14 protein-coding genes and 2 tRNA genes are annotated in these 26,356 nt (G+C 53.7%); 5 read left to right on the top strand and 11 right to left on the bottom strand.

What is annotated here, in order from left to right:
- Nucleotides 1-1,137: a polysaccharide export protein gene (locus tag ACOTX1_RS19975; RefSeq protein WP_023315446.1), complete on the bottom strand. Its 1,137-nt coding sequence runs from the start codon at nucleotides 1,135-1,137 to the stop codon at nucleotides 1-3.
- Between the two features lie 362 nt (nucleotides 1,138-1,499).
- On the opposite strand from ACOTX1_RS19975, the gene ACOTX1_RS19970 reads away from it, so the two are divergent.
- Nucleotides 1,500-2,195, top strand: a complete 696-nt coding sequence (locus ACOTX1_RS19970) for a helix-turn-helix transcriptional regulator (RefSeq protein WP_023315445.1) — start codon at nucleotides 1,500-1,502, stop codon at nucleotides 2,193-2,195.
- Between the two features lie 76 nt (nucleotides 2,196-2,271).
- On the opposite strand, the gene ACOTX1_RS19965 is transcribed toward ACOTX1_RS19970, so the two are convergent.
- The 4 genes from ACOTX1_RS19965 to dnaQ all read right to left on the bottom strand — a co-directional run bounded on the left by ACOTX1_RS19965 (nucleotide 2,272) and on the right by dnaQ (nucleotide 17,764).
- Nucleotides 2,272-3,141, bottom strand: coding sequence for an OmpA family protein (locus ACOTX1_RS19965; protein WP_223237575.1), 870 nt, complete (start codon nucleotides 3,139-3,141; stop codon nucleotides 2,272-2,274).
- A 163-nt stretch (nucleotides 3,142-3,304) separates the two neighbouring features.
- Nucleotides 3,305-16,390: an Ig-like domain-containing protein gene (locus ACOTX1_RS19960; RefSeq protein ID WP_421766865.1), complete on the bottom strand. Its 13,086-nt coding sequence runs from the start codon at nucleotides 16,388-16,390 to the stop codon at nucleotides 3,305-3,307.
- 433 nt (nucleotides 16,391-16,823) lie between these two features.
- Nucleotides 16,824-16,900: transfer RNA gene (locus ACOTX1_RS19955), tRNA-Asp, on the bottom strand.
- Between the two features lie 132 nt (nucleotides 16,901-17,032).
- Complete coding sequence (dnaQ, locus tag ACOTX1_RS19950; RefSeq protein WP_057979995.1) at nucleotides 17,033-17,764, bottom strand: DNA polymerase III subunit epsilon; 732 nt, start codon at nucleotides 17,762-17,764, stop codon at nucleotides 17,033-17,035.
- On the opposite strand from dnaQ, the gene rnhA reads away from it, so the two are divergent.
- Nucleotides 17,718-18,296 carry a ribonuclease HI gene (gene rnhA / locus ACOTX1_RS19945; protein ID WP_160840538.1) on the top strand — a complete coding sequence of 193 codons (579 nt, stop codon included), beginning with the start codon at nucleotides 17,718-17,720 and terminating at the stop codon, nucleotides 18,294-18,296. The genes dnaQ and rnhA overlap by 47 nt on opposite strands.
- Here rnhA and ACOTX1_RS19940 read toward each other — a convergent pair whose 3' ends face one another.
- On the bottom strand, nucleotides 18,297-19,013 hold the full coding sequence (locus tag ACOTX1_RS19940) for a class I SAM-dependent methyltransferase (RefSeq protein ID WP_017383714.1): 717 nt from the start codon (nucleotides 19,011-19,013) through the stop codon (nucleotides 18,297-18,299).
- A gap of 32 nt (nucleotides 19,014-19,045) precedes the next feature.
- Between ACOTX1_RS19940 and gloB the strand changes: the two genes are divergently transcribed.
- Nucleotides 19,046-19,804 carry a hydroxyacylglutathione hydrolase gene (gene gloB, locus ACOTX1_RS19935; protein ID WP_023315441.1) on the top strand — a complete coding sequence of 253 codons (759 nt, stop codon included), beginning with the start codon at nucleotides 19,046-19,048 and terminating at the stop codon, nucleotides 19,802-19,804.
- 68 nt (nucleotides 19,805-19,872) lie between these two features.
- Nucleotides 19,873-21,237, top strand: coding sequence for a murein transglycosylase D (mltD, locus tag ACOTX1_RS19930; RefSeq protein WP_023315440.1), 1,365 nt, complete (start codon nucleotides 19,873-19,875; stop codon nucleotides 21,235-21,237).
- A 52-nt stretch (nucleotides 21,238-21,289) separates the two neighbouring features.
- Here the strand turns inward: mltD and ACOTX1_RS19925 are convergent, their stop codons facing one another.
- The 3 genes from ACOTX1_RS19925 to ACOTX1_RS19915 form a co-directional block, all read right to left on the bottom strand.
- Nucleotides 21,290-22,063 carry a class I SAM-dependent methyltransferase gene (locus ACOTX1_RS19925; protein WP_003863245.1) on the bottom strand — a complete coding sequence of 258 codons (774 nt, stop codon included), beginning with the start codon at nucleotides 22,061-22,063 and terminating at the stop codon, nucleotides 21,290-21,292.
- A gap of 77 nt (nucleotides 22,064-22,140) precedes the next feature.
- Nucleotides 22,141-22,941, bottom strand: coding sequence for an endonuclease/exonuclease/phosphatase family protein (locus ACOTX1_RS19920; protein ID WP_003863247.1), 801 nt, complete (start codon nucleotides 22,939-22,941; stop codon nucleotides 22,141-22,143).
- Nucleotides 22,942-23,078: 137 nt separating this feature from the next.
- Complete coding sequence (locus tag ACOTX1_RS19915) at nucleotides 23,079-24,254, bottom strand: MFS transporter (protein WP_003863248.1); 1,176 nt, start codon at nucleotides 24,252-24,254, stop codon at nucleotides 23,079-23,081.
- Between the two features lie 103 nt (nucleotides 24,255-24,357).
- Here ACOTX1_RS19915 and yafC point away from each other — a divergent pair, with 103 nt between their 5' ends.
- Nucleotides 24,358-25,263 (top strand): DNA-binding transcriptional regulator YafC, encoded by a 906-nt coding sequence (gene yafC, locus ACOTX1_RS19910; protein WP_023315438.1) that lies wholly within the window; start codon nucleotides 24,358-24,360, stop codon nucleotides 25,261-25,263.
- A 30-nt stretch (nucleotides 25,264-25,293) separates the two neighbouring features.
- Here the strand turns inward: yafC and dkgB are convergent, their stop codons facing one another.
- Together dkgB and ACOTX1_RS19900 are read right to left on the bottom strand one after the other, a co-directional pair.
- Complete coding sequence (gene dkgB, locus ACOTX1_RS19905; protein WP_023315437.1) at nucleotides 25,294-26,097, bottom strand: 2,5-didehydrogluconate reductase DkgB; 804 nt, start codon at nucleotides 26,095-26,097, stop codon at nucleotides 25,294-25,296.
- Between the two features lie 160 nt (nucleotides 26,098-26,257).
- Nucleotides 26,258-26,334: transfer RNA gene (locus tag ACOTX1_RS19900), tRNA-Asp, on the bottom strand.
- Between the last annotated feature and the right edge of the window lie 22 nt (nucleotides 26,335-26,356).

Genomic DNA, 26,356 nt, shown 5'->3' with positions numbered 1-26,356 from the left:
TTAATTTCCCCAGTTTCTCACAAAGCGAGTCGTTTCCGTCAGGCTGTAGATACCCGTAATGGTCGGCATTAGCTGGTTAATGACCCTGTTCCAGCGCGCAACTGGTGCGGATGTCACATAGACAATGTCGTAAGGCTTGAGCTTAAATTCTGTTCCAAGTACCAGTGCAGTAGCATCTCGCGCGTCGAGCTGGTAGATCGCCGCACGTTTCTCGTTTACGTCTTCTGATTTGGCCTCAGAACGGATCACGAATATCCCGCTGGCATCGCTGGTTAGCTGATTCATCCCCTCAGCATTCCCCAGCGCTTCCGTCAGCGTCATGCCTGAGCGATCCATTTTCATGGTGCTCTGCTTAACAACATCCCCCATGACAAACACTTTTAAATCGTCATTGCGTGGGACATAGAGAATATCGCCCGGATAAAGCAATTTATTCTGCTGTAAATCGCCATACTGCATGAGGGCCTGAAGCGAAATTGTCGACTTTTTGCCCCCCTGGGTTAATACCACATTGCTCCAGTCGGCATTTTCCGTCAGGCCACCGGCCTGGTTTACTGCATCAATAATCGTCAGCGGCACGTTAGTAATAGGCTGCTGGCCAGACTGGTTTACCTCACCCGATACCGTGACCTTCTGTGAACGGAACGCAGCAATCCCCACTTCCACCTGAGGAGACTCAATATATTTCGCCAGATGCCCGGTAATCATCTCTCTGACTTCCGTCACCGTTTTATCCTTCACGACAACTTTCCCGATGTAGGGATAAAAAATAGTTCCGTCTGAATGTACCCAGTTTCCCGTATCGCTGGCGCTTCGATACTGTCCTGATGGAGTGGTGAGTTCCGGATGTTCCCAAACGGTCACCATAATAATGTCGCCAACACCAATACGGTATTCATACGCCTCCAGGCGCTTGTTTAGCTCTGCATTGCCCTGGGCAACAGCCACGTTTTCCCGCAGCTGCGCTATCAGCGCAGGTGTGACGGGATAAACATGAATATCCAGCTCGCTCTGCTTATTCTCCTGCGAATGAACCACTTTTTTTCCGGAGGTATCGATATGGCTGCCCGGCGCGATCTGGCAGCCGGCAAGAAGTAAGGTAGAACTTAAAATAAACAGAACCGCGATTTTTTTCATGCTTTTCACAATGTCATCCCTGTACAACGACACTCTCTTTAATTAATCGGCCAAACGACATGCTTCCCGTAAGGAAGAAATCCAGCAAGCCATTATTTATAAAATTATAACCATCACATGTTTTGCCTGTCCTGGATATGTGGATTATTCCTGGTTGAAAACATCGCTTTCTTACATTAATGTCAGCGTGAAATTACATTCCTGCGAGGTTAACAATTCCCATTTACTGAAGGAGTGTTCTTAATTAATAGTTTATTCATGTCGTGTAAAATATAAATATATTCATACCGTAGTACCTGTCTGTCGGTATGCAACATTACGAAGATGGACTCCTTCCATTCAAGTTAACCAAAGGAATACCAATGGATACGTCTAAAGTTATTTTATCACGATGTCAGTTTAGCAATATCGGTCTACATCATTTGCTTTCAGAAACATTCAGGAAAGAGAAAGTCATCTCTTTTGACAATCAACAGAATCTTTTTTCCTGGACTAAAGAGGTCAGGAGGGGCTCTTTTTTTACCCTATATTTAGTTTTACCTGACTCGATATACAGTAATATCATTTACTTCCACTGGCTGATCTCTCTTCGAAAAAAAGCGCATAATGCAACCATATCAGAAGTTATTATCGCCTATCATTCGGATATTTTTCCCACACTGTTTTCCTGCATTTGTTCCCATTTCAGGCATCGTCTTGTAAACATAAATAATCTTACGAACGATGAGATCATCAAAAAAATGCATGCCCAGCGTCACCCCAGCAAAAGCAAGGTAGTTAACAAATACATCGAACTGACGCATATGGAGTTTTGTGTGTTGAAGCTGATGATTGCGGGTTACACCATTGATGACATTAGCCTCGTGCACAACATTAAACCTAAAACAACCTACACCTATACCAATAATATTATGAAGCAACTGGGTTTTAACTCGTTGAAAAAAATATATTCCTGTGGCGAGATCATCCGGGAGTCAATCGAGAACGAGATTATCAGGGAGAAGAAAAAATACTACAGCAGCGCCAGCCCTCTTGCTTTCGAACCCCAGTGTGCATAATCGCCGTTAACCCTTCCTCGCTTCTGCAAAAAAATACGGAAAGCATCGCTGCGATCCGTATTTTCTTTAGGCATAATTAGTGGCTTTTCACTAAAATTTCTACACGACGGCTATTAACGTTACAACCCGCCGCTTGCTGGGTGGCACTGGTTCCACAACCTTCAGCGGTTTGTGCTACCCCCTGTCCAACTGTGTTATTAATAAGCTCTGGCTTAATACCTTTCTCAATCAATAACGAACGAACCGTATTCGCACGCGCTTCAGAGAGACGCTGGTTGGCTTCACGGCTACCAATCGCATCGGTATAACCAATAATCTGAATTTCACGAACGTTATTCGCCTGGCGGATAAATTTCACTACCTCATCCAACTTCTGGCGAGATTCCGCAAAAATGCCCACCGTGTTGCTTGCGGCAAAGCGGAACAGTACCTGCTCCTGAATAAGCACTATGCCGGTATTATTAACGTAATCACAGGGTTTGACCTGCGAGGCTCGATTAATAATCCTGGTCTGCTTATGCATATTTTTCAGAAGTGATTCCGCGCGCGCGCGTTCCTCCAGCGCCGCCGTATTTCCCGTAGTGCCTGGGTTCACCTGAATAAAATAGGTTTGAGCACTTTCGGTATTGAGCTGCTGCTGCGGGTTTTGTTTGCCCTGATAGGTCGGCTGGTCGTTGAACCAGGATTCCACCGTGTGCGCACCGGGTGCGGCACACAGGACGGTAAACTGGCCTGGCAACAGCACCGACTGCAGCTCGCGGTCCACATAGACTGTCGCAGGAACGGTGCCCTGCGGATAATAGACGACAACCTGCGCCAGTTCAGGCGTTACGCCAGCTACCGGACGATAAGGCTGCGGTGCCGTATTTTTTGGCGCTGGTTTAATCACTACCGGTAAATCGATGGCCTTTTCCACTTTTTCGGCTGAATAAGCGGGATTAGCCATAAATGCACTTAAGGCAGCAGCGACACAGAACGCCAGATTAATTTTTTTAAAATTCCGAGGGGTTACTTTCATTTATCAAATTCCCGATTAACCCAGTGATTGATCGTAAAACAACAGAGATGCGCAGAAATCCCGCCATCCGAAGATGGCGGGTTTTACTGGGTTACATCATTATTTGGTTATTCTGCAGCAGCGTAACCAGATCGGTTTGAACATCAGCCAGCGTGACAACCTGAGTAAATCCATGCTGTCCGCCCTGACCGTCACGGTCGATACTGATCACGGTATCGCTTCCGACAACTTCCACCTTGACGTAATCCAGCACGCCGCGGGAGGAGTAATCCAGCTCCAGTTTTCCATCGTCCTCGAAGAAGGAGATAGAGCCCTTATAGTCAAGCAGCTCGCTCATATCGAGCAGGTCTGCATCACTGTCTTTCACCAGATTACCCACCTTGAAGCCGTGGATAGTGTCGTGCCCGTTGCCGCCGGTGCTGTCGTTGGTCATTCCTTCCAGCACGTTGTACATCAGCGTGTCGTTACCGCCGTTGACCAGGTAGAAGGCGTCATTGCCACCGCGACCATCGAACAGGTTATTTGCGGAGTTATCCGTAAACGTATCCTGCTGGCTGGAACCTAAGAGACCCTCGATATTGAGGAGTTTATCGGTGCCGTTACCGGTTGCAGTACCTGTCCACAGGTTCGCGTTGATCGCAGTAGTTGAACGGCTATAGTCAACAACGTCCATACCGGCAGTTTCGCTCCAGACCGGCTTACCGCTCACAATCTGGTTCCAGCCGCCGCCACCGTTGTAGGTGTCGTTGCCTGCAGAACCGAAGAAGGTGTCGTTATAGCCCGTCCCGACGATCCCGCTGTTGCCAGAGGTGTTGTTTGCCGCATTGCCGCTTTCCGCCGTCAGTACGTAGGAGTCATGGGCTTTACCTGTTGTCAGGCCACCCCAGCTCTCATTTACCGTACCGTTGGTGTAACCACCAATGCTGCTCGTTGCGCCAACGTGATCCGCTTCACCGTCGGTAATGCGCAGCATCTGCACGGAGTAAACTTCATTCGGATCCAGCCCGAAGAAGCTCACCAGACCCATGCTGTTGCTTGAACCAGAGGACTGCGGGTTAATCAACTGGGTTGCCACAAGCTCGCCCGCTGAGTTGTATAACTTCACGGTGTTGCTGTAGAAGGTATTGATGCCGTTGCCGTCAACAATACGGATCTGCAGGCTCGTGCCGTCCGCCGCGATATTGGTGTTTTTCACCAGCATCGTGCGTCCCGCGTCGTCTCTTGCCACGACATCAGCATCCGCGCCAGAGCGGTACAGCACCAGGTCCATCGAACCGTCCCAGTCATAGTCGAGTGCGACGGCACCCGTCATGTTGTTGAACGTCGTGCTACCTGTCAGGCTGACTTTATTGGCGCCCCAGTTGTTACTACCGGTATTGGTATACAACATTGGCGAGCCAGTCACGCCAGAGCGTGGCACTTCGATGATGTCCATCTTACCGTCGTGGTTCCAGTCCACTGCCAGCGACGTGCCGCCATCAACGTTATCGCCAAACCACTGCGCCTGGCTGTCCGTTGCATTGAGCTTACCGGTACCATCGTTCAGATAGATACGGCTCTCGTCGCTGTTACTGCCCCCCTTCGAACCACGGCTCAGGAACAGATCCAGCCAACCATCGTTGTTGTAATCCGCATAGGTCATGGAGATAGACAAGTTACCGTAGTCTTCATGGCCATCGTCACGGAACACGTTCGCGTAGTAGCCAACTTCACCGAAGTTGGTCTTCGACGTCCCGGTAGTCTGGTTATACAAGATACCCAGACCGCGGGAGTTGTTGCCGACGAGGTTGCCAGCGCCGTTGTAGTCGATATGTGCCGTAATATCTACGGTACCGTTGTTATCGATATCCACAGCCCCTACTTCGTGCAGCACACTCAGCGACGTTGGCAGTGCCCCGCCAGGATGTCCGTCAGAGAAGCCGGAATTATCCTCGTAACTCAGCGTGCCCTGCGTATTTTTGATGAACGAAATGGAGTCTGCTTCGGAGTCACCCAGCACAAAGTCCAGATAGCCATCACCTTCACGGTCATAGGAAATCACGCCGCCGAGGTGGTTCAGGGTGCCCTGATCCAGCGCCTTCGCGGAGTAACTACCGTCTGCGTTCTGCAGCCAGTAGGCGGTACGACCCGCGTTACTATAGCTACTGATCTGAGACATGACGTCGGCATAGCCATCGCGGTTAATGTCCGCAAAGGCTGCGGAGTTAACATAACGGCTGTATGACGTGCTATCTACGTCGTAACCCGCACCGTTTTCAGTTGACGGTTGGGCAAGGTACGTTGAATCGTAGTCTTCACGCGTGACGGAGTCATAGACACGTCCGGCGTTAGCGGTTGCTGTACCAGAAGTGCCGCGAGCACTCTGGAAGAATGACCACAAACCGTCCTGACTGATGGTCACCGCAGCGGCGTTCAAACCGCGGCTATCCGCATCGGTCGTTCCCCCCCAGGTTTGTTCAATCAGCGTACTGCCGCCACCTTCGGTGACACCTGTACTGGTGCTGGCGCTCATGCTTGAGCGGTTACCCGCTTCATCCCAGACCACAAAGGCCAGGTTATGTGCGCCAGAAGGCAGCGACGTATTCAGACTCCAGGAGCCGTCAGCGTTAGCCTTCACGAAGCCAATGACCTGATCCAGACCTTCCTGATATGTCCCGTTGTTGTTGACGTCACTCACCAGCGAGATAATCGCCCCCGCTTCAACACGACCGTATTGACCGCTGGAGAAGGTGAACGAATCTCCTGTGGTGGTGTGCTGCGGCACATCTGGCGCCCCGGTAATACCGTTCGGAGAATCCAGATCGATAACCACGTTGTAGCTATCGGCAAAGTTCGTGTTCGTACCCGGGTTACCCGCAACGTCAATCACCTGCAGCTTGAAGCTGTGGGTGGTGCTTGCCGTCGCTTCCGGCAGTTCATAGCTCCAGCTCTGGCCGTTGAGCGCCAGCGTTTTCCAGGTCTTTCCGTTATCCAGAGAGATCTGCAGATGTTCGCCCGCCTGCAGCGCCGCGCTCAGGTTGCCGCTGATGGTCACCGTACGGTCACGGGTGACCATGTCGCCGTTGGTTGCCGTTGCCGCGTGGCTGAAGTGATCCCCGGTCGTCAGACCATGGCTGGTATCGGTAGTCACTTTGGTTGTCGTAGACAGACCGTTCATGTCACTGCCGCCCGATGCCACCTGCAGCGCCTGAGAATCGGTGCTGCCGACGTTACCGGCGTTATCCACCACGCGCGCCTGAATGGTGTAAGCACCATCGTTCAGCGGCGTGCTCTGCATATCCACAGTCCAGGATGTGCCGGTTACCGTTGAGGCACGCGTCCAGGTCACACCGTTGTCGAGGCTAATCTCAACCCACTCGTCCGCCTGCAGGGCTTTGTTCAGCTCACCGTTAATCAACAGCGTGTTATCGCTGGTAATGAAGTCAGTATCTGAAGCGCCACGGTCTTCCGAGACAGAGCTGATGTTGATAACCGCGTCAGACACGGTGGTATCGACAACAATTGTCCAGGTGTTGCTCGGCGTACTGACGTTGCCCGCCGCGTCCGTGGAGGTTGCGACCAGATTCCAGGTGCCTTCAGCCAGCTTGTTCGCGTCAGTGATTTGTAGCGTCCACTGACCCGTTGTGCTATCGGCAACGGCGGTACCCAGCAGAATGCGGGTTGTCGCATCCACCTGATGGTACACATTCACCGTGCTTCCCTTCTCTGCCGTACCGGTGATTTCCGGCGTGGTGTCGTTGGTCGGCTTGCCGTGAGCAACGGAACCCTGAACCGGGTTGACGTCGTCCAGCACATCGGTGATAGCCGGTGCGACAGGCGCAACCGTATCCACAACCAGATCAAAGTCGATCGGCGTGAGCGGGTTATTGGACGGGTCGGTCCCGGTGATGCGCAGCGTGTGCGCGCCATCACTCAGGCTGCTCGTCGGCGTGAATTCCCAGTTACCGTTGGCATCCGCTTTCACGGTGCCCAGCTGAACGCCACCCACGTCGGTGATGATAATGGTACTGCCCGCCGTCGCCTTACCGACCAGCTGTACCTGGCTGTCGTTGGTGACTTCACCATCGCGAAGCACGCGAGAACCACCCGCTTCCTGGACATCATCCACCACCTGCAGCAGCTGCAGATAGCTTGCGCCCGTAGAGACGTTAACGGTGATATCGTCAACGATCGCGCTGGCGTTACCTGCCGGATCCGTTACCTGGGTCGCGAACTGGTGTTCGCCATCAACCAGCGGCGTGGACGGCGTGAACTGCCAGCTACCGTCTGGGTTGGTGACGGTGACGGTACCCATCGCCTGGCCATTATCATAGATAGTAACCGTGCTGCCCTGCTCCGCTTTACCGGTGAAGGTTGGCTTGTTGTCGTCGGTGGTCATACCGTCGGTCAACTGACCTTTCCAGGCACCCTGATCGTCAGACACCTGCAGTCCGGAAACCGGATTCGGCGCTGTTGAATCAATGGTTACCGTAAACGAACCGCTGCGATCGCTCTCCTGACCCGCGCTGTTGGTATTGGTCACCGTAAAGGTGTAGCTACCGTCAGCCAGTGCCGGAGATGGCGTGAAGCTCCAGGTGCCATCGCTGTTCAGCGTTGTTTTACCTACAACCTGACTGCCGTTGTAAATGGTGATAGTATCGCCCGCAGCACCGTCCGCCGTTCCTTTCAGGGTTGGCGTATCGTCTTTGGTCAACGCATTGTTGGCCAGGTTGATAACGGTTGTGCCGGTATCGTCCAGAACGTTAAGGATCGCTGGCGCATCCGGCGTGTCGGACATAATGACGTCATAGCTGTCAGCCGGTTTCGCCACGTTGCCAACGCGATCGGTTTCCGTCACGGTCAGTTGGTTGATGGAATCACCGTACAGCGATTCAGATGGCGTCAGTTCCCATTTGCCGTTCTGATCGACCGTGGTGGTGCCCAGTACTTTGGTGTTGCCGTCTTTATCCGTGGTGTACACGGTAATAACGTTGCCTACTTCCGCACCAGAGCCGCGAATTACCGGACGTGAATCGTCCAGAACGCCGCCATCTGCAACAATCCCCTGAACGTTACCCACGTTATCCGTGACGGAATCAATGGTCACTTTGCTCGCATCCGGCGCGGTGTAGTCGGTAGTCAGAATAAAGTCCGCAGACTTGTCGCTGACGTTGCCGGCTTCATCCGTGGCCGTCACGTAGAAGGTGTTTTTCCCTTCAGGTAACTTGCTGCCCGGCTTGAAGTTCCATGCCCCGTTGCTGTTCGCGGTGACTGAACCCAGCAGGGTGCCGTCAACGGTGTAAATATTGACGGTGCTGCCCGCTTCAGCCGTACCGTGCAGGATCGGCTGCGGATCGTCAGTGACATCGTTGCTGTTCAGGTCGTCCTTAACGGTACCCACCTGATCCTCCGCGTAATCAATGCTCGGACGATTCGGTGCTTTACTGTCAATTTCGAAGCTGAAGGTGCTGGAGGTATCCTCTTTACCCGTCAGATCTTTCGCGGTTGCCGTAATGTTGTGTACGCCATCGCCCAGATCGCTGGTAGGCGTAAATACCCAGTTGCCGCTGGCATCGGCCTTGACGCTGCCCAACACCACGTTGCCATCCATGATGGTGACAGTGCTGCCTGCTTTCGCCTTACCGATAATTTCCGGACGCGCGTCGTCAGTGACGTCGTTCGCCTTCATTTCACCCGTGACGCTGCCTTTATCGTCCATCACGCGAACGATGGTGACCGGAACGCTGGAGGTATCAAGCGTGACGGTAACACCGGCATTTTCAGCTCCCAGATTGCCTGCTGAATCTTCAGCACGCGCGGTGAAGGTGTATTCTCCATCCGCCAGAGAACCGGTGGTGTAGGTCCAGTTACCGTTCGCGTCTGCAACCGCAGTACCGTTTTCCTGGCCGTTCACGTAGACGTGAACAACGCTGCCTGGCTCTGCCTTACCGCTGATGGTCGGCGTCGCATCGTCAGTGGTGTCGCCATTAGCCAATACGCCGGTCTTCGGACCTTCGTTATCGCTCACGATAAAGCCTGTGACCTCACCCGGCGCGCTGGTATCAACCGTGATTGGGAAGCCGCCAGTCTGCGGGCTTACCTGACCAATGTCGTTAATCGCTTCCGCGACAAACGTATGAACGCCGTCCGCCAGTTTCGGCGTGTTGAAGCTCCATTTGCCCTGGGCATCGGCCTTGGTTTCACCCAGCAGGGTGGTACCGTTCGGGCCGCCATAAATGCGAACCGTCACGTTGGCTTCCGCAGTACCGGTCAGAAGCAGGGTGTTGTCGTTGGTTGTCGCATCCTTCTGCAATGGACCGGTATGCGGCGCGACGTCATCTTCGACACTGCTCAGGGTCGGTGGCAGCGGCTGACCGCCTGCATCGATCTGAATAATGTATTCCGGTGAAGCCGCCGTGGTGTTACCCACGCTGTCGGTCTCTTTCACCGTCAGGTTGTAAGTCCCGTCAGGCAGGGCTTTCGTGACCTGAAGCTCCCAGGTGCCGTCAGCCTGTACTTTGGCGGTGCCAATCACCTTGTCGCCGTTGTACACGGTGATGGTGTTGCCCGCTTCCGCGCCAGTGCCTTTGATCAGCGGCGTGTTATCGTCAGTCTTACCGCCTGACGTCACGGAGCCGGTCACAGAACCAAAGTCATCCACCACGTCAGTGATGCTCACTTTGCTTGCTTCTGGTGCGGTGTAGTCCAGGTTCAGCACGAAATCGTCGGACGCTGCGCTGGTATTACCCGCCCTGTCCGTCGCCGTCACGTGGAAGCGGTGCTCACCTTCCGGCAGTTTCGCCGTCGGTGAGAAGCTCCAGGTGCCGTCGGCCTTCGCCGTCACTTCGCCCAGCAGGCCGTTCTGATCGTAGATCTTCACGGTGCTGCCCGCTTCCGCCTTGCCGCTCAGGGTCGGGGTCGGATCGTCGGTGGTGCCGCCGTTCGCCAGGTTAGCCTGCACGCTGCCCACGTCGTCCAGCGCCGCGTCGATGGTCGGCTTCACCGGCGCATCGGTATCGATGGTCACGGTCCAGCTGCTGCTGGCTGACTCATTACCCATCGGATCCTTCGCCGTGGCGGTGAAGGTGTGCTCGCCGCGGCCCAGATCCACGCTCGGCGTGAAGCTCCAGGCGCCGTCCGCGCCCGCGGTGGTGGTGCCCAGCACGTTGCTGTCGTCCATGATGGTTACGGTGCTGCCCGCCTTCGCCGTGCCGCTGATTTGCGGACGGGTGTCGTCGGTGACCGCGTTCTGGGACAGGCTGCCGGTCACGCTGCCGGCGTCGTCGGTCACGCCGGTGATTTCCACCTTGCCCGGGACCACGTCAACGGTGATGACCACGTGCGACCCTTCCGGCCCGGTGTTGCCTGACGGATCGGTGACGGTGGTGGTCAGGTCGTGCTCGCCGTTGGAGAGCGCCTGATCCGGGGTGAAGCTCCATGTACCGTCCGGGTTCACCTTCGTGGAGCCGATAACCTGGCCGTTGTCGATGATGTTCACCGTGCTGCCCGGCTCGGCCCTGCCGCTCAGGGTCGGGGTGTTGTCATCGGTGGTGTCGCCGCTCACGACCGGGCCCTGGTACGCACCGACGTTGTCGGTGACCAGCAGGTCAGAGGCTGCGTCCGGTGCTTTTGTATCGATAACGATACCGAAGCCGCCGGTTGGCTCACTGGTGCGCCCCACGCCGTCGGTGACGGTGGCGGTGAAGCTGTGGCTGCCGTCAGCCAGCGCCGTATCCGGCGTGAAGCTCCAGCTGCCGTTGCTGCCCACGGTGGCGGTGCCGATCAGGCGGCCGTTATCGTAGATGCTGATGGTGCCGCCGATCACGCCGCTGCTGCCGCTCAGGGTCGGAGTGGTGTCGTTGGTGACGTCGCCCTTCTGCAGGTAGTCCGCGTGCGGTGCCACGTCGTCATAGACGGTGTCCAGCGTCGGTGCCTGCGGCGGCACGGTGGCCACGTTGATGATGTACTCGCCGGACGGACCGGAGACGTTGCCCACGCCGTCGGTCTCTTTCGCCGTCAGGGTGTACCTGCCGTCCGGCAGCGGCGTGGTCGGCTCCAGGGACCAGGTGCCGTCGGCCTGCACCTTCGCGGTGCCAATCACCTTGTCGCCGTTGTAGACGGTGATGGTGTTGCCCGGCTCTGCGCCGGTACCCTTGATCAGCGGACGGTTATCGTCGGTTTCTTCGCCGGAGGCAATCACGCCTGCGGTGTTCACGTCGTCGTAGACTTCGGTGATCGCCACTTTGCTCGCGTCAGGCGCGGTGTAGTCGGTGATCAGTACAAAATCATCTGATTCCGGACCCGTGTTACCGGCCTTATCGGTTGCGGTAGTGGTGATATGGTGCTCACCCTCTGGCAGCGCGGTGGTTGGCGTAAATTGCCAGCCGCCATTTTCGTCCACCACGGTAGAACCAATCAGCTCCCCGTTATCATAGATATCGACACGGCTGCCCGGCTCTGCGGAACCTTTGAAGGTTGGGTTCGCATCGTCGGTGGTGCTGCCGCTGCTCAGATCGCCACGGCTGGAACCCACGTCATCTGTCGCAAGGCCGACAACCGGTTTTTCCGGTGCCACGGTATCGACAGAGATATCAAAGGACGGAGAGGTCACGTCGTTTCCGGCCGGGTCTTTGGAAATCACGGTCAGGCTGTGATCGCCATCGGCCAGATCCTGCTCTGGGGTGAACGTCCAGTTGCCGTCCGGATCCACCACGGTGGAGCCCAGTACATCGTCGCCATCCATGATGGTTACGGTGCTGCCCGGCTTGCCTTTACCGCCCAGTTCCGGACGCGCATCATCGGTCACGTTGCCCGGCCTCAGGTTACCCACGATCGGCCCCTGATCGTCCACCACTTCGCCCACGGTGACCTGGTTTGGATCAGGATCGACGGTGAAGGAGATCCCCGGTGACGGTTCGCTGGTGTTGCCAGACGGATCGGTCACGGTAGTGGTGATCTCATGATCGCCTTTAGCCAGAGGCTTGTCTGGCGTATAGGACCATTTACCTTCGTCATCAACGATGACGGAACCGATCTTCTCGTCGTTGTCGTAGATGTCCACCACGCTGCCCGGCTCGGCTTCACCGCTCAGGGTTGGAGACTGGTCGTCGGTGGTGTCACCGTCGCCTACCGGCCCCTGCTTGTCGCCCACGTTATCATTGATAACGATATTTTCTGCCGGAGACGGTGCCGCAGTATCGATCACGATCGGGAAGGTACCGCTGGTGCGCGCGTTGCCCGCTGCGTCAGTCGCCGTGACGGTGAAGGTGTGCTGACCATCCGCCAGCGCGGTATCCGGGGTGAACGACCACTTACCGCTGCTATCCGCCTTGACGGTGCCAATCACTTTCCCGTTGTCGAGGATAGACACAACGTCGCCCGGTGCAGCGCTGCCGCTCAGGGTTGGGGTGGTGTCGTTGGTGGTTTCGCCTTTCTGCATTGGGCCGACGTGCGGCTCGGCGTTGTCCACCACGCTGTTGATGGACGGCTCGGTGCTGACCGGGATCAGAACGGTAATATCATAAGACGGTGCTTCACCCGCCACGCGGTTACCAACGGCATCCTGCGTTTCGAGCGTCAGCTGATTAAGCCCTTCCACCAGCGGTGTATCCAGCGCCAGCGTCCAGGTGCCTTCACTGTTGACTACGGCTGAGCCCAGCAGATGTTTGCCGTTAGCATCCGTGCTGTAAACAAAGACGGTGCTTCCCGCTTCACCAATACCATTGATAACCGGTTTGCTGTCATCGGTGATTTCACCGCTGGCCACGTTACCCTGACGGCCGCCGACATCATCCATTACGGACGTAATGTTCAGCACATCGCCGGTTGCTACAGGTGGGGTGTAGTCGGTCACCAGCACAAAATCATCCGATTCCGGACCGGTGTTGCCCGCTTCATCCGTTGCGGTAGTGGTGATATGGTGCTCACCTTCTGGCAGAGGCGTAGTTGGCGTGAACTGCCAGGCGCCTTTATCGTCCGCAATCGTCGAACCAATATGCTCACCGTTGTCGTAAATATCGACACGGCTGCCCGGCTCTGCAGAGCCGTTGAAGGTTGGGTTTGCGTCGTCGGTGGTGCTGCCGTTGCTCAGATCGCCGCGAATAGTGCCCACGTCATCCGTTGCGGATCCCAGCACAGGTTTTTCCGGCGCGGTCGCATCGACGGTGATATCGAAGGACGGTGAGGTCACCTCGTTACCCGCCGGATCTTTGGACACCACGGTCAGGCTGTGATTGCCGTCAGCCAGATCCTGCTCTGGCGTGAACGTCCAGTTGCCGTCCGGATCCACCACGGTGGAGCCCAGCACGTCGTCGCCATCTTTAATGGTCACGGTGCTGCCTGGCTTACCTTTACCGCTCAGTTCAGGGCGAACATCATCGGTCACGGTGCCCGGCTTTAGGTTGCCCACGATCGGGCCCTGATCATCCACCACTTCACCCACGGTAACCTGGTTTGGATCAGGGTCGACGGTGAAGGAGATCCCCGGCGACGGTTCACTGGTGTTGCCAGACGGATCGGTTACGGTAGTGGTGATCTCATGATCGCCTTTATCCAGCGGTTTGTCTGGCGTATAGGACCATTTACCTTCGTCATCAACGATGACGGAACCGATCTTCTCGTCGTTATCATAGATGTCCACCACGCTGCCCGGCTCGGCTTCGCCACTCAGGGTCGGGGACTGATCGTCTGTGGTGTCGCCTGAACCTACCGGTCCCTGCTTGTCGCCCACGTTATCATTGATAACGATATTTTCTGCCGGAGATGGTGCCGCAGTGTCAATCACGATCGGGAAGCTGCCGCTGGTGCGCGAGTTGCCCGCTGCGTCAGTCGCAGTGACGGTGAAGGTGTGCTTGCCATAAGCCAGCGCGGCGTCCGGAGTGAACGTCCACTTGCCGTTGCTGTCCGCCGTGACGGAGCCAATCACCTTACCGTTGTCGAGGATCGACACGATGTCACCCGGCGCAGCGCTGCCGCTCAGGGTTGGCGTGGTATCGTTGGTGGCGTCGCCTTTTTGCAGCGGGCCAACGTGTGGTTCTGAATTGTCCACCACGCTGTTGATGGACGGCTGAGTGCTGATCGGGATCAGGAGGTTGATGTCGTAAGACGGTGCATCGCCCGCAACGCGGTTACCCGCCGGATCCTGTGTCTCCAGCGTCAGCTGGTTCAAACCTTCCGTCAGTGGGGTTTCAGGCGTCAGGCTCCAGGTGCCATCGCTACCCACAACCGCTGAACCAATCAGGTGTTTACCGGAGGCGTCGGTGGTATAGACATAGACGGTATTGCCCGCTTCGCCGATACCGCTAATGAGCGGCTTGCTGTCATCGGTGATTTCACCGCTGGCAACGTTGCCCTGACGATCGCCTACGTCATCCGCTACGGCGGTAATTTTCAGAACATCTGCTGAAGCATCAGGCGCGGTAGTGTCAACTTCAAACTCCAGCGCTTCCGAGGGGTCGCTGGTATTGCCCGCCTTATCCGTTTGCGTAACGGTGATGCTGTGATCGCCTTCGCCCAGCGGTTTCTCCGGTTTCAGCGACCAGTTGCCTTCGTCATCGATGACGGTAGAGCCCAGAACTTCATCACCATCATAAATGGTCACGGTGTCGCCCGGTTCACCTTTACCGCTGAATACCGGACGCGTTTCGTCAGTGACGTCGCCGCCCTTCAGCTGGCCGGTAATCGGACCGGTATTATCTTCAGCATCGACCCTGTCCGGTCTTGCCGGCGGCGTGGTATCGACAATGATCTGGATCGGATCGGAGGGTTGGCCGACATTAGCCAGCGGATCTTCTTCAATCACCTCAACGTTATGCTCACCCTCGCTGAGATCTTTCTCAGGCGTGTAGGTCCACTTCCCTTCGTCATCGACGATAACGGAGCCGATCTCTTTGTCGTTATCCTTGATAACGATGGTATTGCCCGGCGTGCCTTCACCGCTGAATGAAGGTTTAGTGTCATCCGTCACGTCACCCGGCTTAAGCGGACCCGTTACCGGACCGTTGTCGTCAATAACTGACGGCGTTTCTGCTTTCCCCGGAGGTTCCGTAAGAACAATAAAATCACGTTCATCAGAAGGCTCGCTGACGTTACCCGCTTTATCCGTCTGGCTAACCGTGATGCTGTGGTTGCCGTCAGTCAGGTTTTCTGAAGGTTTGAAATACCAACGACCGTCGTCGTTAACGCTGGTTTCGCCGATCTTTTTACCGTTATCGTAAATGGTAATCGTCGCGCCCGCTTCACCGGTACCGCTCATCTCCGGTTTTGGATCGTCGGTGTAAGCGTCTTCAAGGATCTCGCCGGTGACTTTACCCACTTTATCCATGATGTGCTCAATCGTTGGCGCATCTGGCGCAACGGTATCAACCACGATGGTAATGGGGTCAGACGGCGGGCTCATGTTGCCGTCCGGATCTTCAACCACAACGGAGAGGTCATGTTCACCGTCGCCCAGCGGCTTATCCGGCGTATAGCTCCATTCGCCTTCGTCGTCGACGATGACGGAGCCAATTTCCTTATCATTATCGATGATATGGATGGTATCGCCCGGCTTGCCTTTACCGATTAATGAAGGCGTTGAGTCATCAGTCACGTCTCCGGACTTAAGCGGTCCTTTAATCGAGCCTTCATCATCCACAGCCTTGCCAATGCTCGGTTTTTCGGGGGCGGGCTGGCTATCGCTTTCATCCTTGTCCAGTTCGGACAGAGCAAACGCAGCGCCAACACCTGCCGCCGCAAGCGCAAACCACCCTAACATGCCAAACAGCATGTCATTTTCGTCGTCCGGGGCAGACAAAAGAGGCCCACCGGCGCCTAACGGTTCACCGCCCAGGGCAACCGGAGCCAGACCACCTTCAGCCATGAGATAGCCATTATCGTAGCTTTCACCAGACAAAGGGATATAGGCATAAAGCAATCCATCTTCGGCCATACCCATCAGGGTTGGGTTTTTCGAATCGCCGTCAAAATAATTTTCAATAATAATGCTGGGCTGTGTGTCGCCTTCCTGAATAATATGTAACGCTTTGCCAACGCGTTGAAGCGTAATATTTTCTGGCGCAAAGTCGTCATTCACATTTTTCAGCAAATATTTATTGCCGGGGATAAGCTTTACCTTAACCGTACGGCCTGCATCTGCTGTCAACAACCGCGTTTTACCGTCTCCGTTGTTGACCGCTAAAATGACCTTATTTTCAGTCATACTTAAAGTCCTTGGTGAAATTCAATGCTAAATTAAGGACATATGCACATCGGCGTGAATACATCCTTTAGTGCCATGCTCTTATGCCTTCCTTACATAATTCACGCCCATAGAGTCTATTGACATGATGCTCAAAAATAGCATGACTGGTTTCTTTATAGAGGTAGGAAAAAACCACGAGAGAATCTACGCAGGATTAAGAATAGTTAACACCAGAGGGTTATTAAGAATGACGTGAAAACAGAATTATAAGAGGAGGGAAATGATGTAATTAACCTACACTATTTTTAAGCGGATTAGAATTGATTAAATACAAAAAACAGAATGGTATAAATATGATTTTCAGCAGATGTGCCAGAGCAGAAATTAAGGAAAACATGAGAAAGAGGAAAAACAAAAAGGCCCACGTTACAAGTAACGTGGGCCTGAATAGTGGCGGAACGGACGGGACTCGAACCCGCGACCCCCTGCGTGACAGGCAGGTATTCTAACCGACTGAACTACCGCTCCACTGTTCCCGTGTGGGGAACGAGGCGAATATTACGGTTTGACTCTGAACTCGTCAACGCTTTTTCTTAACTTTTGAATCGTTTGCTGCAAAAATCACCCAAACGATGAATTAACAAACGTTTCGGCACCTTTTCAGGCGCGCCACAGACAGCTCCCGCCCTTCTTCTGCACCAAATCAAGACGAGACTCGTGATTCATCAACTCTTCATCACTGGCTAAAACGACCCGTAAGCGATTCGCCTGACGCACAATGCGCTGAATTCCCCCTTCATCTCGCGTCTGCTGGGATTCATTTTCCATACTGAATTTCATCGACGTTTGCCCGCCGGTCATGGTCAGGTAGACATCGGCCAGGATCTGGGCATCGAGCAACGCGCCGTGCAGCGTTCGCTTGGTGTTGTCTATCTCATAGCGAGAGCACAGGGCATCAAGGCTGTTACGCTTGCCGGGGAACATCTTCCTTGCCAGCGCCAGGCTATCCGTGACTTTACAGAACGTATTCGTCTTCGGAATATCACGGTTGAGCTTGCTGAACTCATAGTCCATAAAGCCGATATCGAACGACGCGTTATGAATGACAAGTTCCGCACCTCTGATGTAGTCGAGAAATTCATCTGCGACGTCGGCAAAGGTGGGCTTATCCAGCAAAAACTCATCGGCAATTCCGTGAACGCCGAACGCTTCCGGGTCCACCAGCCGATCGGGTTTAAGGTAAACGTGGAAGTTGTTGCCCGTAAGGCGACGGTTCACCACTTCAACGGCACCAATCTCAATGATTTTATGCCCTTCGTAGTGGGCGCCAATCTGGTTCATACCGGTGGTTTCGGTATCGAGAACAATCTGGCGAGTAATTGCAGTGCTCATAGCGGTCATTTATGTCAGACTTATCGTTTTACTGAACGTTTCAAATACAGGAAGTCTACCAGAGATGCGTAAACAGGTAGAAATTTTCACCGATGGATCTTGTCTCGGTAACCCAGGGCCCGGCGGCTATGGTGCCATTATGCGCTATCGCCAGCATGAAAAAACCTTTAGTGAAGGCTATTTCCTGACCACCAACAACCGCATGGAGTTGATGGCGGCCATCGTGGCGCTGGAAGCGTTAAAAGAACATTGCGACGTGGTGCTGAGTACCGACAGCCAGTATGTCCGCCAGGGCATTACCCAATGGATCCACAACTGGAAAAAACGCGGCTGGAAAACGGCAGAGAAAAAACCGGTCAAGAATGTCGATCTCTGGAAGCGTCTTGATGCCGCCCTCGGTCAGCACGAAATCAAATGGGAGTGGGTAAAGGGGCACGCCGGTCATCCTGAAAACGAACGCTGTGACGAGCTGGCTCGCGCGGCGGCATCCAACCCAACCCATGAGGATGCAGGTTATCAACCTGAATCCTGATCACGGTTTTTTGTACTGCCGCGTGGCCCCCACGGTCTGGCGGATCCGCGTTTTTGATTTGCTTTGCTTCATTGGGTTGAGCGTAAGGGGGATCGTCCTCTTACGCGCGACAATAAATTGCATGCAGCCCAGCGCGGGTAAATGGGTGCTTAATAAGACCCCGCCTTTACGCGTCCAGGGAATGACCTGAAAACCCCCATAGCTCAGCACTTCGAAATTTAACAGTGAAAGCCAGTCCAGCTGGCGCATCATGGTAAACATCCTGCTGTTATAGGGCGGCGTGCGGCGCAGAACGGGCGTCAGTTTACGTAGCCCCATCAGACTCAGCGGATTAAAACCGCTCAGGATCAGCCAGCCGTCATCAATCAAAACGCGGTCGGCTTCCCGCAGCAGACGATGGGGATCGCTGCACCAGGGCAGCGTATGGGCGAGCAGACAGGCATCAATGGATTTTTCCGCAAACGGCAAATGCAGCGGATCCGCTTTCACCTGAACCGGGGAGCCATTAAGCGATACGCTAACCTGATGCGAGATAGCGCAGCTTTCGGTATTGATTTCTGCGCTCAGATTGCCAATCTTAAGCAGGTGAAAACCATACATTTTCGCGAGCCAGGGTTTAAGCTGAAGTTCTAAGGCCTCGCGATAATATTCACCCCAGGGCAACTCTGCCCAACGTTCCGGTGGTGCGACAGTCTGAGGTATCCTTGCCGGTTTCATCAAAACACCCGCCACGCTATAAGAGGTAATGCATGAATCTTATCAGTATTTCCGCCTTTCAGGACAATTACATCTGGGTTTTAGTCGACGACGATCGCAGATGCATCATTGTTGATCCAGGCGAATCCGCACCGATCCTGCACGCGATAAAAGAAAACGGCTGGCAGCCTGAAGCGATCCTACTTACCCATCACCATCACGATCATGTCGGCGGTGTTCCCGATCTCCTTGCGCGCTATCCTCATCTTCCCGTCTACGGACCGGCAGAGACACAGGATAAGGGTACGACGCAATTTGTCGAAGAAGGCGAAAGTATCCTCATCCTCGGGTGGGAGTTTTCCGTATTTGCTACGCCAGGTCACACTTCCGGTCATCTCTGTTTCTACAGCAAACCTTATCTTTTTTGTGGCGACACGCTGTTTTCTGGCGGCTGTGGAAGGCTGTTTGAAGGCACGCCAGAACAGATGTATCAATCTTTACAAAAAATTAATGCGCTTCCAGCCGACACCGTAATTTGTTGCGCACATGAGTATACATTAGGGAATATGAAGTTTGCTGCAAGCGTGCTGCCTGAGGATCGGGCGATTCAGGATTATTACCTGAAAGTGAAGGAGTTACGTGCAAAAAACCAAAAAACACTCCCCGTAATTCTGAAAAATGAACGACAAATTAATTTATTTTTAAGAACTGATGATGTTGATTTAATTAATAAAATTAATCAAGAAACAAATTTGTTACAACCTGAAGCGCGATTTGCATGGTTAAGGTCAAAGAAAGATAACTTCAGATAATTGCGGGTTGCCTTTTCAAAATTTCGCCGTTATCATCGCTCGTCTTTTAAGCAACTATTGACACACACATGAAGGCAAAAGCGATATTACTCGCCTCTGTCCTGCTTGTAGGTTGCCAGTCACAAAACGGCAGCAACGTACAACAGCACGCACAGAGCCTTTCTGCGGCTGGTCAAGGGGAAGCAGGGAAGTTTACGAGTCAGGCGCGATGGTTGGACGATGGGACATCCTTCGCGCAGGAACAAGACTTGTGGGCCTCTATTGGCGACGAGCTAAAGATGGGAATTTCGGAAAACAGCCGGATTCGCGAACAGAAACAGAAGTATTTGAGAAATAAGAGCTATCTCCACGATGTAACATTACGGGCAGAGCCGTATATGTACTGGATAGCCGGGCAAGTTAAGAAACGTAACATGCCTATGGAACTGGTACTACTACCCATAGTGGAGAGCGCTTTTGACCCGCACGCGACGTCTGGCGCCAATGCAGCAGGCATCTGGCAGATCATTCCGAGCACAGGGCGAAATTATGGTTTAAAGCAGACCCGCAACTACGATGCGCGTCGTGATGTTGTCGCTTCAACGACAGCCGCTCTCGACATGATGCAACGTCTGAACAAGATGTTTGACGGCGACTGGTTATTGACTGTCGCGGCGTATAACAGTGGTGAAGGTCGTGTACTGAAGGCAATGAAAGCGAATAAAGCGCGTGGAAAATCCACAGACTTCTGGTCGCTCTCACTGCCACAGGAAACAAAGATTTACGTACCGAAAATGCTGGCACTGAGTGACATTCTCAAGAACAGCAAACGTTACGGTGTACAACTGCCAACACCAGACGAAAGTCGTGCACTGGCGCGTGTCCGCCTCAGCAGCCCGGTTGATATTCAACAGGTTGCCGATATGACGGGTATGTCGGTAAGTAAGCTTAAAACCTTTAATGCAGGTGTTAAAGGCTCCACGCTGGGTGCTAGTGGCCCACGCTATGTGATGGTTCCGCAGAAACATGCGGAACAGTTACGAGAGTCTTTAGCTTCGGGTGAAATCGCAGCCGTTCAGTCCACGCTGATCGCTGATACGTCGCCTGTAAGCAGCCGCAGCTATAAGGTGCGTTCAGGTGATACGCTTTCAGGTATTGCATCACGTCTTGGCGTGAATGCGAAAGATCTCCAGCAGTGGAATAATCTGCGCGGATCTGGTCTGAAAGTGGGTCAAACGCTGAACGTAGGTGCAGGTAGCAGCGCACAGCGTCTCGCTAAAAACAGCGATAGCATTACCTATCGCGTACGTAAAGGCGACTCGCTGTCCAGTATTGCTAAGCGTCACGGCGTAAACATCAAAGATGTGATGCGCTGGAACAACGATACTGACAACCTGCAACCTGGCGACCAGCTGACGTTGTTTGTGAAAAACAGCGCTACGCCAGATTCCTGATAGTACGTTCGCTTGTTAAAAAGGCACCGATTCCCCTCGGTGCCTTTTTTGTTTATCCTGCTTTTTGCGCTTCAGCCATAATGGTGTCGCTAGTAAACGAACCATCGTCATGCAGCTCAAAGTACGCCTTCACATCAGCAGAGGCGCTCTCCTGGTACAATCGGATCGCCTGAGTTAATGCCTCGGGGGTGCGCATCCGCGCAATCCATGACGCAAACTCCAGCGGCAAACGGTCGGTTATCAATGAGCGTGAAATCAAGCCGGCTTCGGTGATAAACGTAAGCCACTCTCCACTGGAGTAGTTTTGCACGTGCGAGGTATCACGCAGCGCTTCAACCGTCTGGAGCCAGATATTTCGTACCGGATGTCCGGGAGACATCACGTCCATGATGATGAAGATTCCGCCCGGTTTGAGTACGCGTTTCACTTCCCGTAATGCCTGCCCCACATCATGCCAGTGGTGTGCAGAGTAACGGCTAATCACAACCTCAAACGATGCATCCTCAAAGGGTAATGATTCAGCGTAGCCCTGGCGCGTCGTGACGTTATTCAGTCCTTTCGCTTTCGCCGCTTCAGCGACCACATCGAGCATCTGGCTCGATAAGTCATACGCCGTCACCTGAGCAACCTGCTCTGCGGCGGTAAAACTGGCATGCCCTGCCCCGCAGCCTAAGTCCAGCACGTGCGCGTCAGGAAACGCGGCGAGCCGCTCGCCGAGACGCACCAGGTCGCGGCCAGAGGCGTGCACGGCGCTGCTCAGGTAGGCACTTGCCTGCGAACCAAACTGTTTTTCGACGTTGTCATGATGGGAGTGTGTTGTTGTCATGTTGCTGTCCTTTTATGGGTTAAAAAATAAAGGGCAGCACCCGCACAGGCCTGCCCCACGGCAGACCTGACGCACCATTATTTATCAGGTTTGCCGGGACTGAATTCAACTAGTAGAGGATTATGATCGGAGGCGCGCGTCACCAGAACGGAGGCGTCGTGCACGCTTAAACCCCGATAGAAGACAAAATCGAGAGGACGACCAAACGCTTTCTTGCGCTGGTCATCGTTAAAACGAACTTCACGCAGCGACATTTCACGCGCGAAGCGGTACAACGCGTTCATACGCGGACGGCTCCAGGCATTGAAGTCCCCTGCCATAATGATCGGCCCACTGTGATGAGCAATCTGATCGCCAATGGGAAGTAACTGCTTACTGTACACATCAACACCGAGGCTGAAGTTCACCGCATGAATGTTTACCACCATCAGCAGACGGGTGTCGGGCAACGGATAGACTGTGACCAGCGCCGATTTTGCCAGACGCAGGATCGGCTCACGTTCACGCAGCGGGCAGCAATAGACCGGATGTGCGGCTGAAAGGGTCATCACCCCAGAAGGATGCTGTGGCAGAACAAAGGCAGGCACCTGATCGGCTGCAAGATAGTTTGTCGTTGCAAACCTGACCAGCTCAGGCGTGGTTTGCGCCTCCTGTAACAGAACCAGATGCGCATCTTTACCAAAATTTTGAAGTACGGATAACCACTCCGCACGCTGTTGTTTAAAGATGTTCCACACCAGTACGCGAATTTTTTCGTCACTGCTTAATGGCGTACCCGCTGGTAATGCCTGACCCAGGCTCGCAAACGACCCCGGAGGCAAGATCCTCTCCGCGGGCATTCCGGCAACATAACGCATGGCATAGGTATTTTTTCGCACTTTTGGAAACGGCCTCTGTAACATGAACCAGCCCGGAAAACGGACTGGTTCTAATGTTATAGGGATTTTAGGTCACACTTTCAACGCAATTACTGAGAAACCGCTTTCCAGTTTTGTAAGCAAGCACTTACTGATACTTACCCAAGCGCGACACGAGCGGGTTTATCAAGCCGTCCACTCAGACCAATAAGGAGGAAAGCGACAAGCACAATTACCGCACCAATCCATGGCGTTTGGGTTAATCCAACGTGTTCAACCGTCTGCCCGCCGATAACCGATCCGAGTGCGATGCCGATATTGAATGCGGCGATATTCAGGCCGGATGCGACATCCACCGCATTGGGCGTATAGCGTTCGGCTTTCTGTACAACATAGACCTGCAATCCCGGTACGTTACCAAACGCGAATATTCCCATAACCAACACGGTTACCAGCGCGGCGTATTGTATCGACGCGGTGAACTGGAAAATCATCAGCAGGACAACCAGCGCGGCGAAAATGAATTTCAGCGCCGGTACCGCACCATGCTTATCCGCAAGTTTGCCGCCCCAGATATTGCCGATTGCGACGGAGATACCGTAGCCCAGTAAAATCCAGCTCACTGCGCCCGGAGAAAAACCAGCCAGTTCCTGCATCATCGGTGCAAGGAAAGTGAACGCAGTGAACACACCTCCATAACCCAGAGCCGTAACGGCATAGATCAGCAGCAGGCGCGGGTGTGTGAGAACCTTAACCTGATCGCTCAGGCTGGCGCTCGCGCGCCCCGGAATACTGGAGGGTACCAGCAGCAGGCTGGCTACCAGAGCAATCACGCCCAACAGCGATACCGCGAGGAAGGTTTCTCGCCAGCCAAAATGTTGCCCAATAAACGTTCCTAACGGCACGCCGGTGACCAGCGCAACGGTTAAGCCGCCAAACATAATCGCAATGGCTGACGCCGCTTTCTCTTTTGGCACCAGGCTGGTTGCAATCGTGGAACCGATGGAGAAGAAGACACCGTGCGCGAGGCCAGTCAGCAAACGGGCGATGACCAGCGTGGTGTAGTCCGGAGCCTGCCACGCCAGAATATTGCCGGCGGTGAAGAGCACCATCAGGGCAACTAACAGTTTTTTACGCGCAAAGCGCCCAGTCAGTGCGGTCAGCACAGGCGCCCCAACAGCGACGCCTAACGCGTAAATAGATACCAGCAGCCCGGCAGAAGGCAGCGAAATGGCGAGTTGTTCAGCAATGGTGGGAACAAGTCCTACAATAACAAATTCGGTCGTGCCAATTGCGAAGGCACTGATCGTCAGGGCAAGAAGCGCCAGTGGCATAAATACTCCATCTCTTCAGGATTAAGATGACAGGCAGTATGCGCCAGTGTTTAAATAACAAAAATGGTTAGAATCTCAATAGAATTTTGCGGATGATGCAATAATGAAAGCCACATCGGAAGAGCTGACTATCTTTGTTGCCGTTGTTGAAAGCGGCAGCTTCAGCCGTGCGGCCGAACAGCTCGGGCAGGCGAACTCCGCCATCAGCCGCTCGGTGAAAAAGCTGGAGATGAAGCTCGGAGTGAGTCTGCTCAACAGAACAACGCGGCAACTCAGCCTGACGGAAGAAGGCGAACGTTATTTTCGCCGCGTACAATCCGTTTTGCAGGAGATGGCGGCAGCTGAGACGGAAATAATGGAGACGCGTAGCACTCCGCGCGGATTGCTGCGCATCGATGCGGCTACGCCGGTCGTGCTTCATTTTTTGATGCCGCTGATTAAGCCCTTTCGTGAGCGCTACCCGGAGATGACCCTGTCTCTGGTCTCCTCGGAAACGTTTATCAATCTTATTGAGCGTAAAGTGGATGTGGCGATCCGCGCCGGAACCCTGACGGATTCAAGCTTACGCGCTCGCCCTCTGTTCACCAGCTATCGCAAAATGATCGCGTCACCGCAATATATTGCAGAGCATGGCAAACCGGAGACCGTTGAGGAGCTGAAGCAGCACCTGTGCCTGGGCTTTACGGAACCTGTCTCGCTGAACACCTGGCCCGTAGCCTGTCATGACGGACAACTTCATGAGATCACCTGCGGACTTTCGTCTAATAGCGGAGAAACGCTGAAACAGCTTTGTCTTGAAGGAAATGGGATCGCCTGTTTATCAGACTATATGATTGATAAGGAAATAGCTGCGGGTCAGCTTGTAGAACTGATGGCTGACAAACGCTTACCTGTAGAGATGCCTTTTAGCGCAGTGTATTACAGTGACAGAGCGGTAAGTACGCGCATACGCGCTTTTATCGACTTCCTTAGCGAACATATAAAAACAGCTCCCGGAGGAGCTGTGTGAGGGTTTAAAGGTACAGAGGGAGGGTTTTTATTAATCCCAGTCTGGTGCTAACCCTTCCGGGCTGACAAGACGATCGTTGCATTCCAGTGCAGCGATCGCGTTTTTATCTTCATCATCAAGCTGGAGATCCCGCGCTAACAGGTTACTTGCCAGGTTTTCACGTTTGGTTGAAGACGGGATCACGGCATAGCCCTCACCCATCGCCCATGCCAGGATCACCTGTGCGGCTGTCGCATTGTGTTTCTCAGCGATGCGCGCAATCACTTCATCTTTCAGCGCCTTACCATATGCCAGCGTCATGTACGAGGTGATGTGAATACTATGCTGTTTCGCCCAGTCCACGACTTTGCGGTTTTGCAGGTAAGGAGAGAGTTCAATTTGGTTGGTAGCAATATTCTCTTTACCCACTGCGGCGATGGCCCTTTCCATCAACGGGATGGTGAAGTTAGAGATGCCAATTTCACGCGTTAAGCCTTGCTCTTTTGCTTCCAGCAGCGCTTGCATAAACTCTTCCACAGAGACGGCATCATCAGGAGATGGCCAGTGGATCAGCGTCAGATCAACATAATCAGTACGCAGCTTTTTCAGACTTTCCTTCAGGCTTGGGATCAGCTTGTCTTTGCTGAGATTCTCAATCCAGATTTTAGTGGTGACGAAAAGTTCGTCGCGCGGTACGCCACTCTCTTCGATGGCCTGGCCTACGGCAGCTTCGTTATCATAAATCTGCGCCGTATCAATAGCACGATAGCCCAACTCGAGTGCGGTTTTAACAGATGCAATAACAACATCGTCTTTCAGGCGAAAAGTGCCCAGACCCAGTGCAGGGATAGTCATATGATTCCTCAATCGTTATGTTCGTAAACTGAGGAAGATTATCGCTGTAGTTGTTATGACGAAAAAGATCGTAAAACGCAGAGGATTTTTGCTAATTTCGCAACAATCAAATGACAGATAAGAAAAAAGCCCTGAGCGTTAGCTCAGGGCTTTTAATAAGTGGCGGAACGGACGGGACTCGAACCCGCGACCCCCTGCGTGACAGGCAGGTATTCTAACCGACTGAACTACCGCTCCACCGAATACTTCTGTAACCACC

It is taken from the genome of Enterobacter cloacae complex sp. IR5401 (assembly GCF_049238425.1).
In the GTDB taxonomy this organism is placed as follows: Bacteria; Pseudomonadota; Gammaproteobacteria; order Enterobacterales; family Enterobacteriaceae; genus Enterobacter; species Enterobacter hormaechei_C.
The sequence above is the reverse complement of the archived record's forward strand: the minus strand, read 5'-3'. Positions and strand labels throughout refer to the sequence as shown.

Excerpts from the sequence above, each read along its gene's own strand:
- ACOTX1_RS19975 (WP_023315446.1), bottom strand. The coding sequence starts at position 1,137 with ATGAAAAAAATCGCGGTTCTGTTTATTTTAAGTTCTACCTTACTTCTT.
- ACOTX1_RS19970 (WP_023315445.1), top strand. The coding sequence starts at position 1,500 with ATGGATACGTCTAAAGTTATTTTATCACGATGTCAGTTTAGCAATATC.
- ACOTX1_RS19965 (WP_223237575.1), bottom strand. The coding sequence starts at position 3,141 with ATGGCTAATCCCGCTTATTCAGCCGAAAAAGTGGAAAAGGCCATCGAT.
- ACOTX1_RS19960 (WP_421766865.1), bottom strand. The coding sequence starts at position 16,390 with ATGACTGAAAATAAGGTCATTTTAGCGGTCAACAACGGAGACGGTAAA.
- dnaQ (WP_057979995.1), bottom strand. The coding sequence starts at position 17,764 with ATGAGCACTGCAATTACTCGCCAGATTGTTCTCGATACCGAAACCACC.
- ACOTX1_RS19940 (WP_017383714.1), bottom strand. The coding sequence starts at position 19,013 with ATGAAACCGGCAAGGATACCTCAGACTGTCGCACCACCGGAACGTTGG.
- gloB (WP_023315441.1), top strand. The coding sequence starts at position 19,046 with ATGAATCTTATCAGTATTTCCGCCTTTCAGGACAATTACATCTGGGTT.
- mltD (WP_023315440.1), top strand. The coding sequence starts at position 19,873 with ATGAAGGCAAAAGCGATATTACTCGCCTCTGTCCTGCTTGTAGGTTGC.
- ACOTX1_RS19925 (WP_003863245.1), bottom strand. The coding sequence starts at position 22,063 with ATGACAACAACACACTCCCATCATGACAACGTCGAAAAACAGTTTGGT.
- ACOTX1_RS19915 (WP_003863248.1), bottom strand. The coding sequence starts at position 24,254 with ATGCCACTGGCGCTTCTTGCCCTGACGATCAGTGCCTTCGCAATTGGC.
- yafC (WP_023315438.1), top strand. The coding sequence starts at position 24,358 with ATGAAAGCCACATCGGAAGAGCTGACTATCTTTGTTGCCGTTGTTGAA.
- dkgB (WP_023315437.1), bottom strand. The coding sequence starts at position 26,097 with ATGACTATCCCTGCACTGGGTCTGGGCACTTTTCGCCTGAAAGACGAT.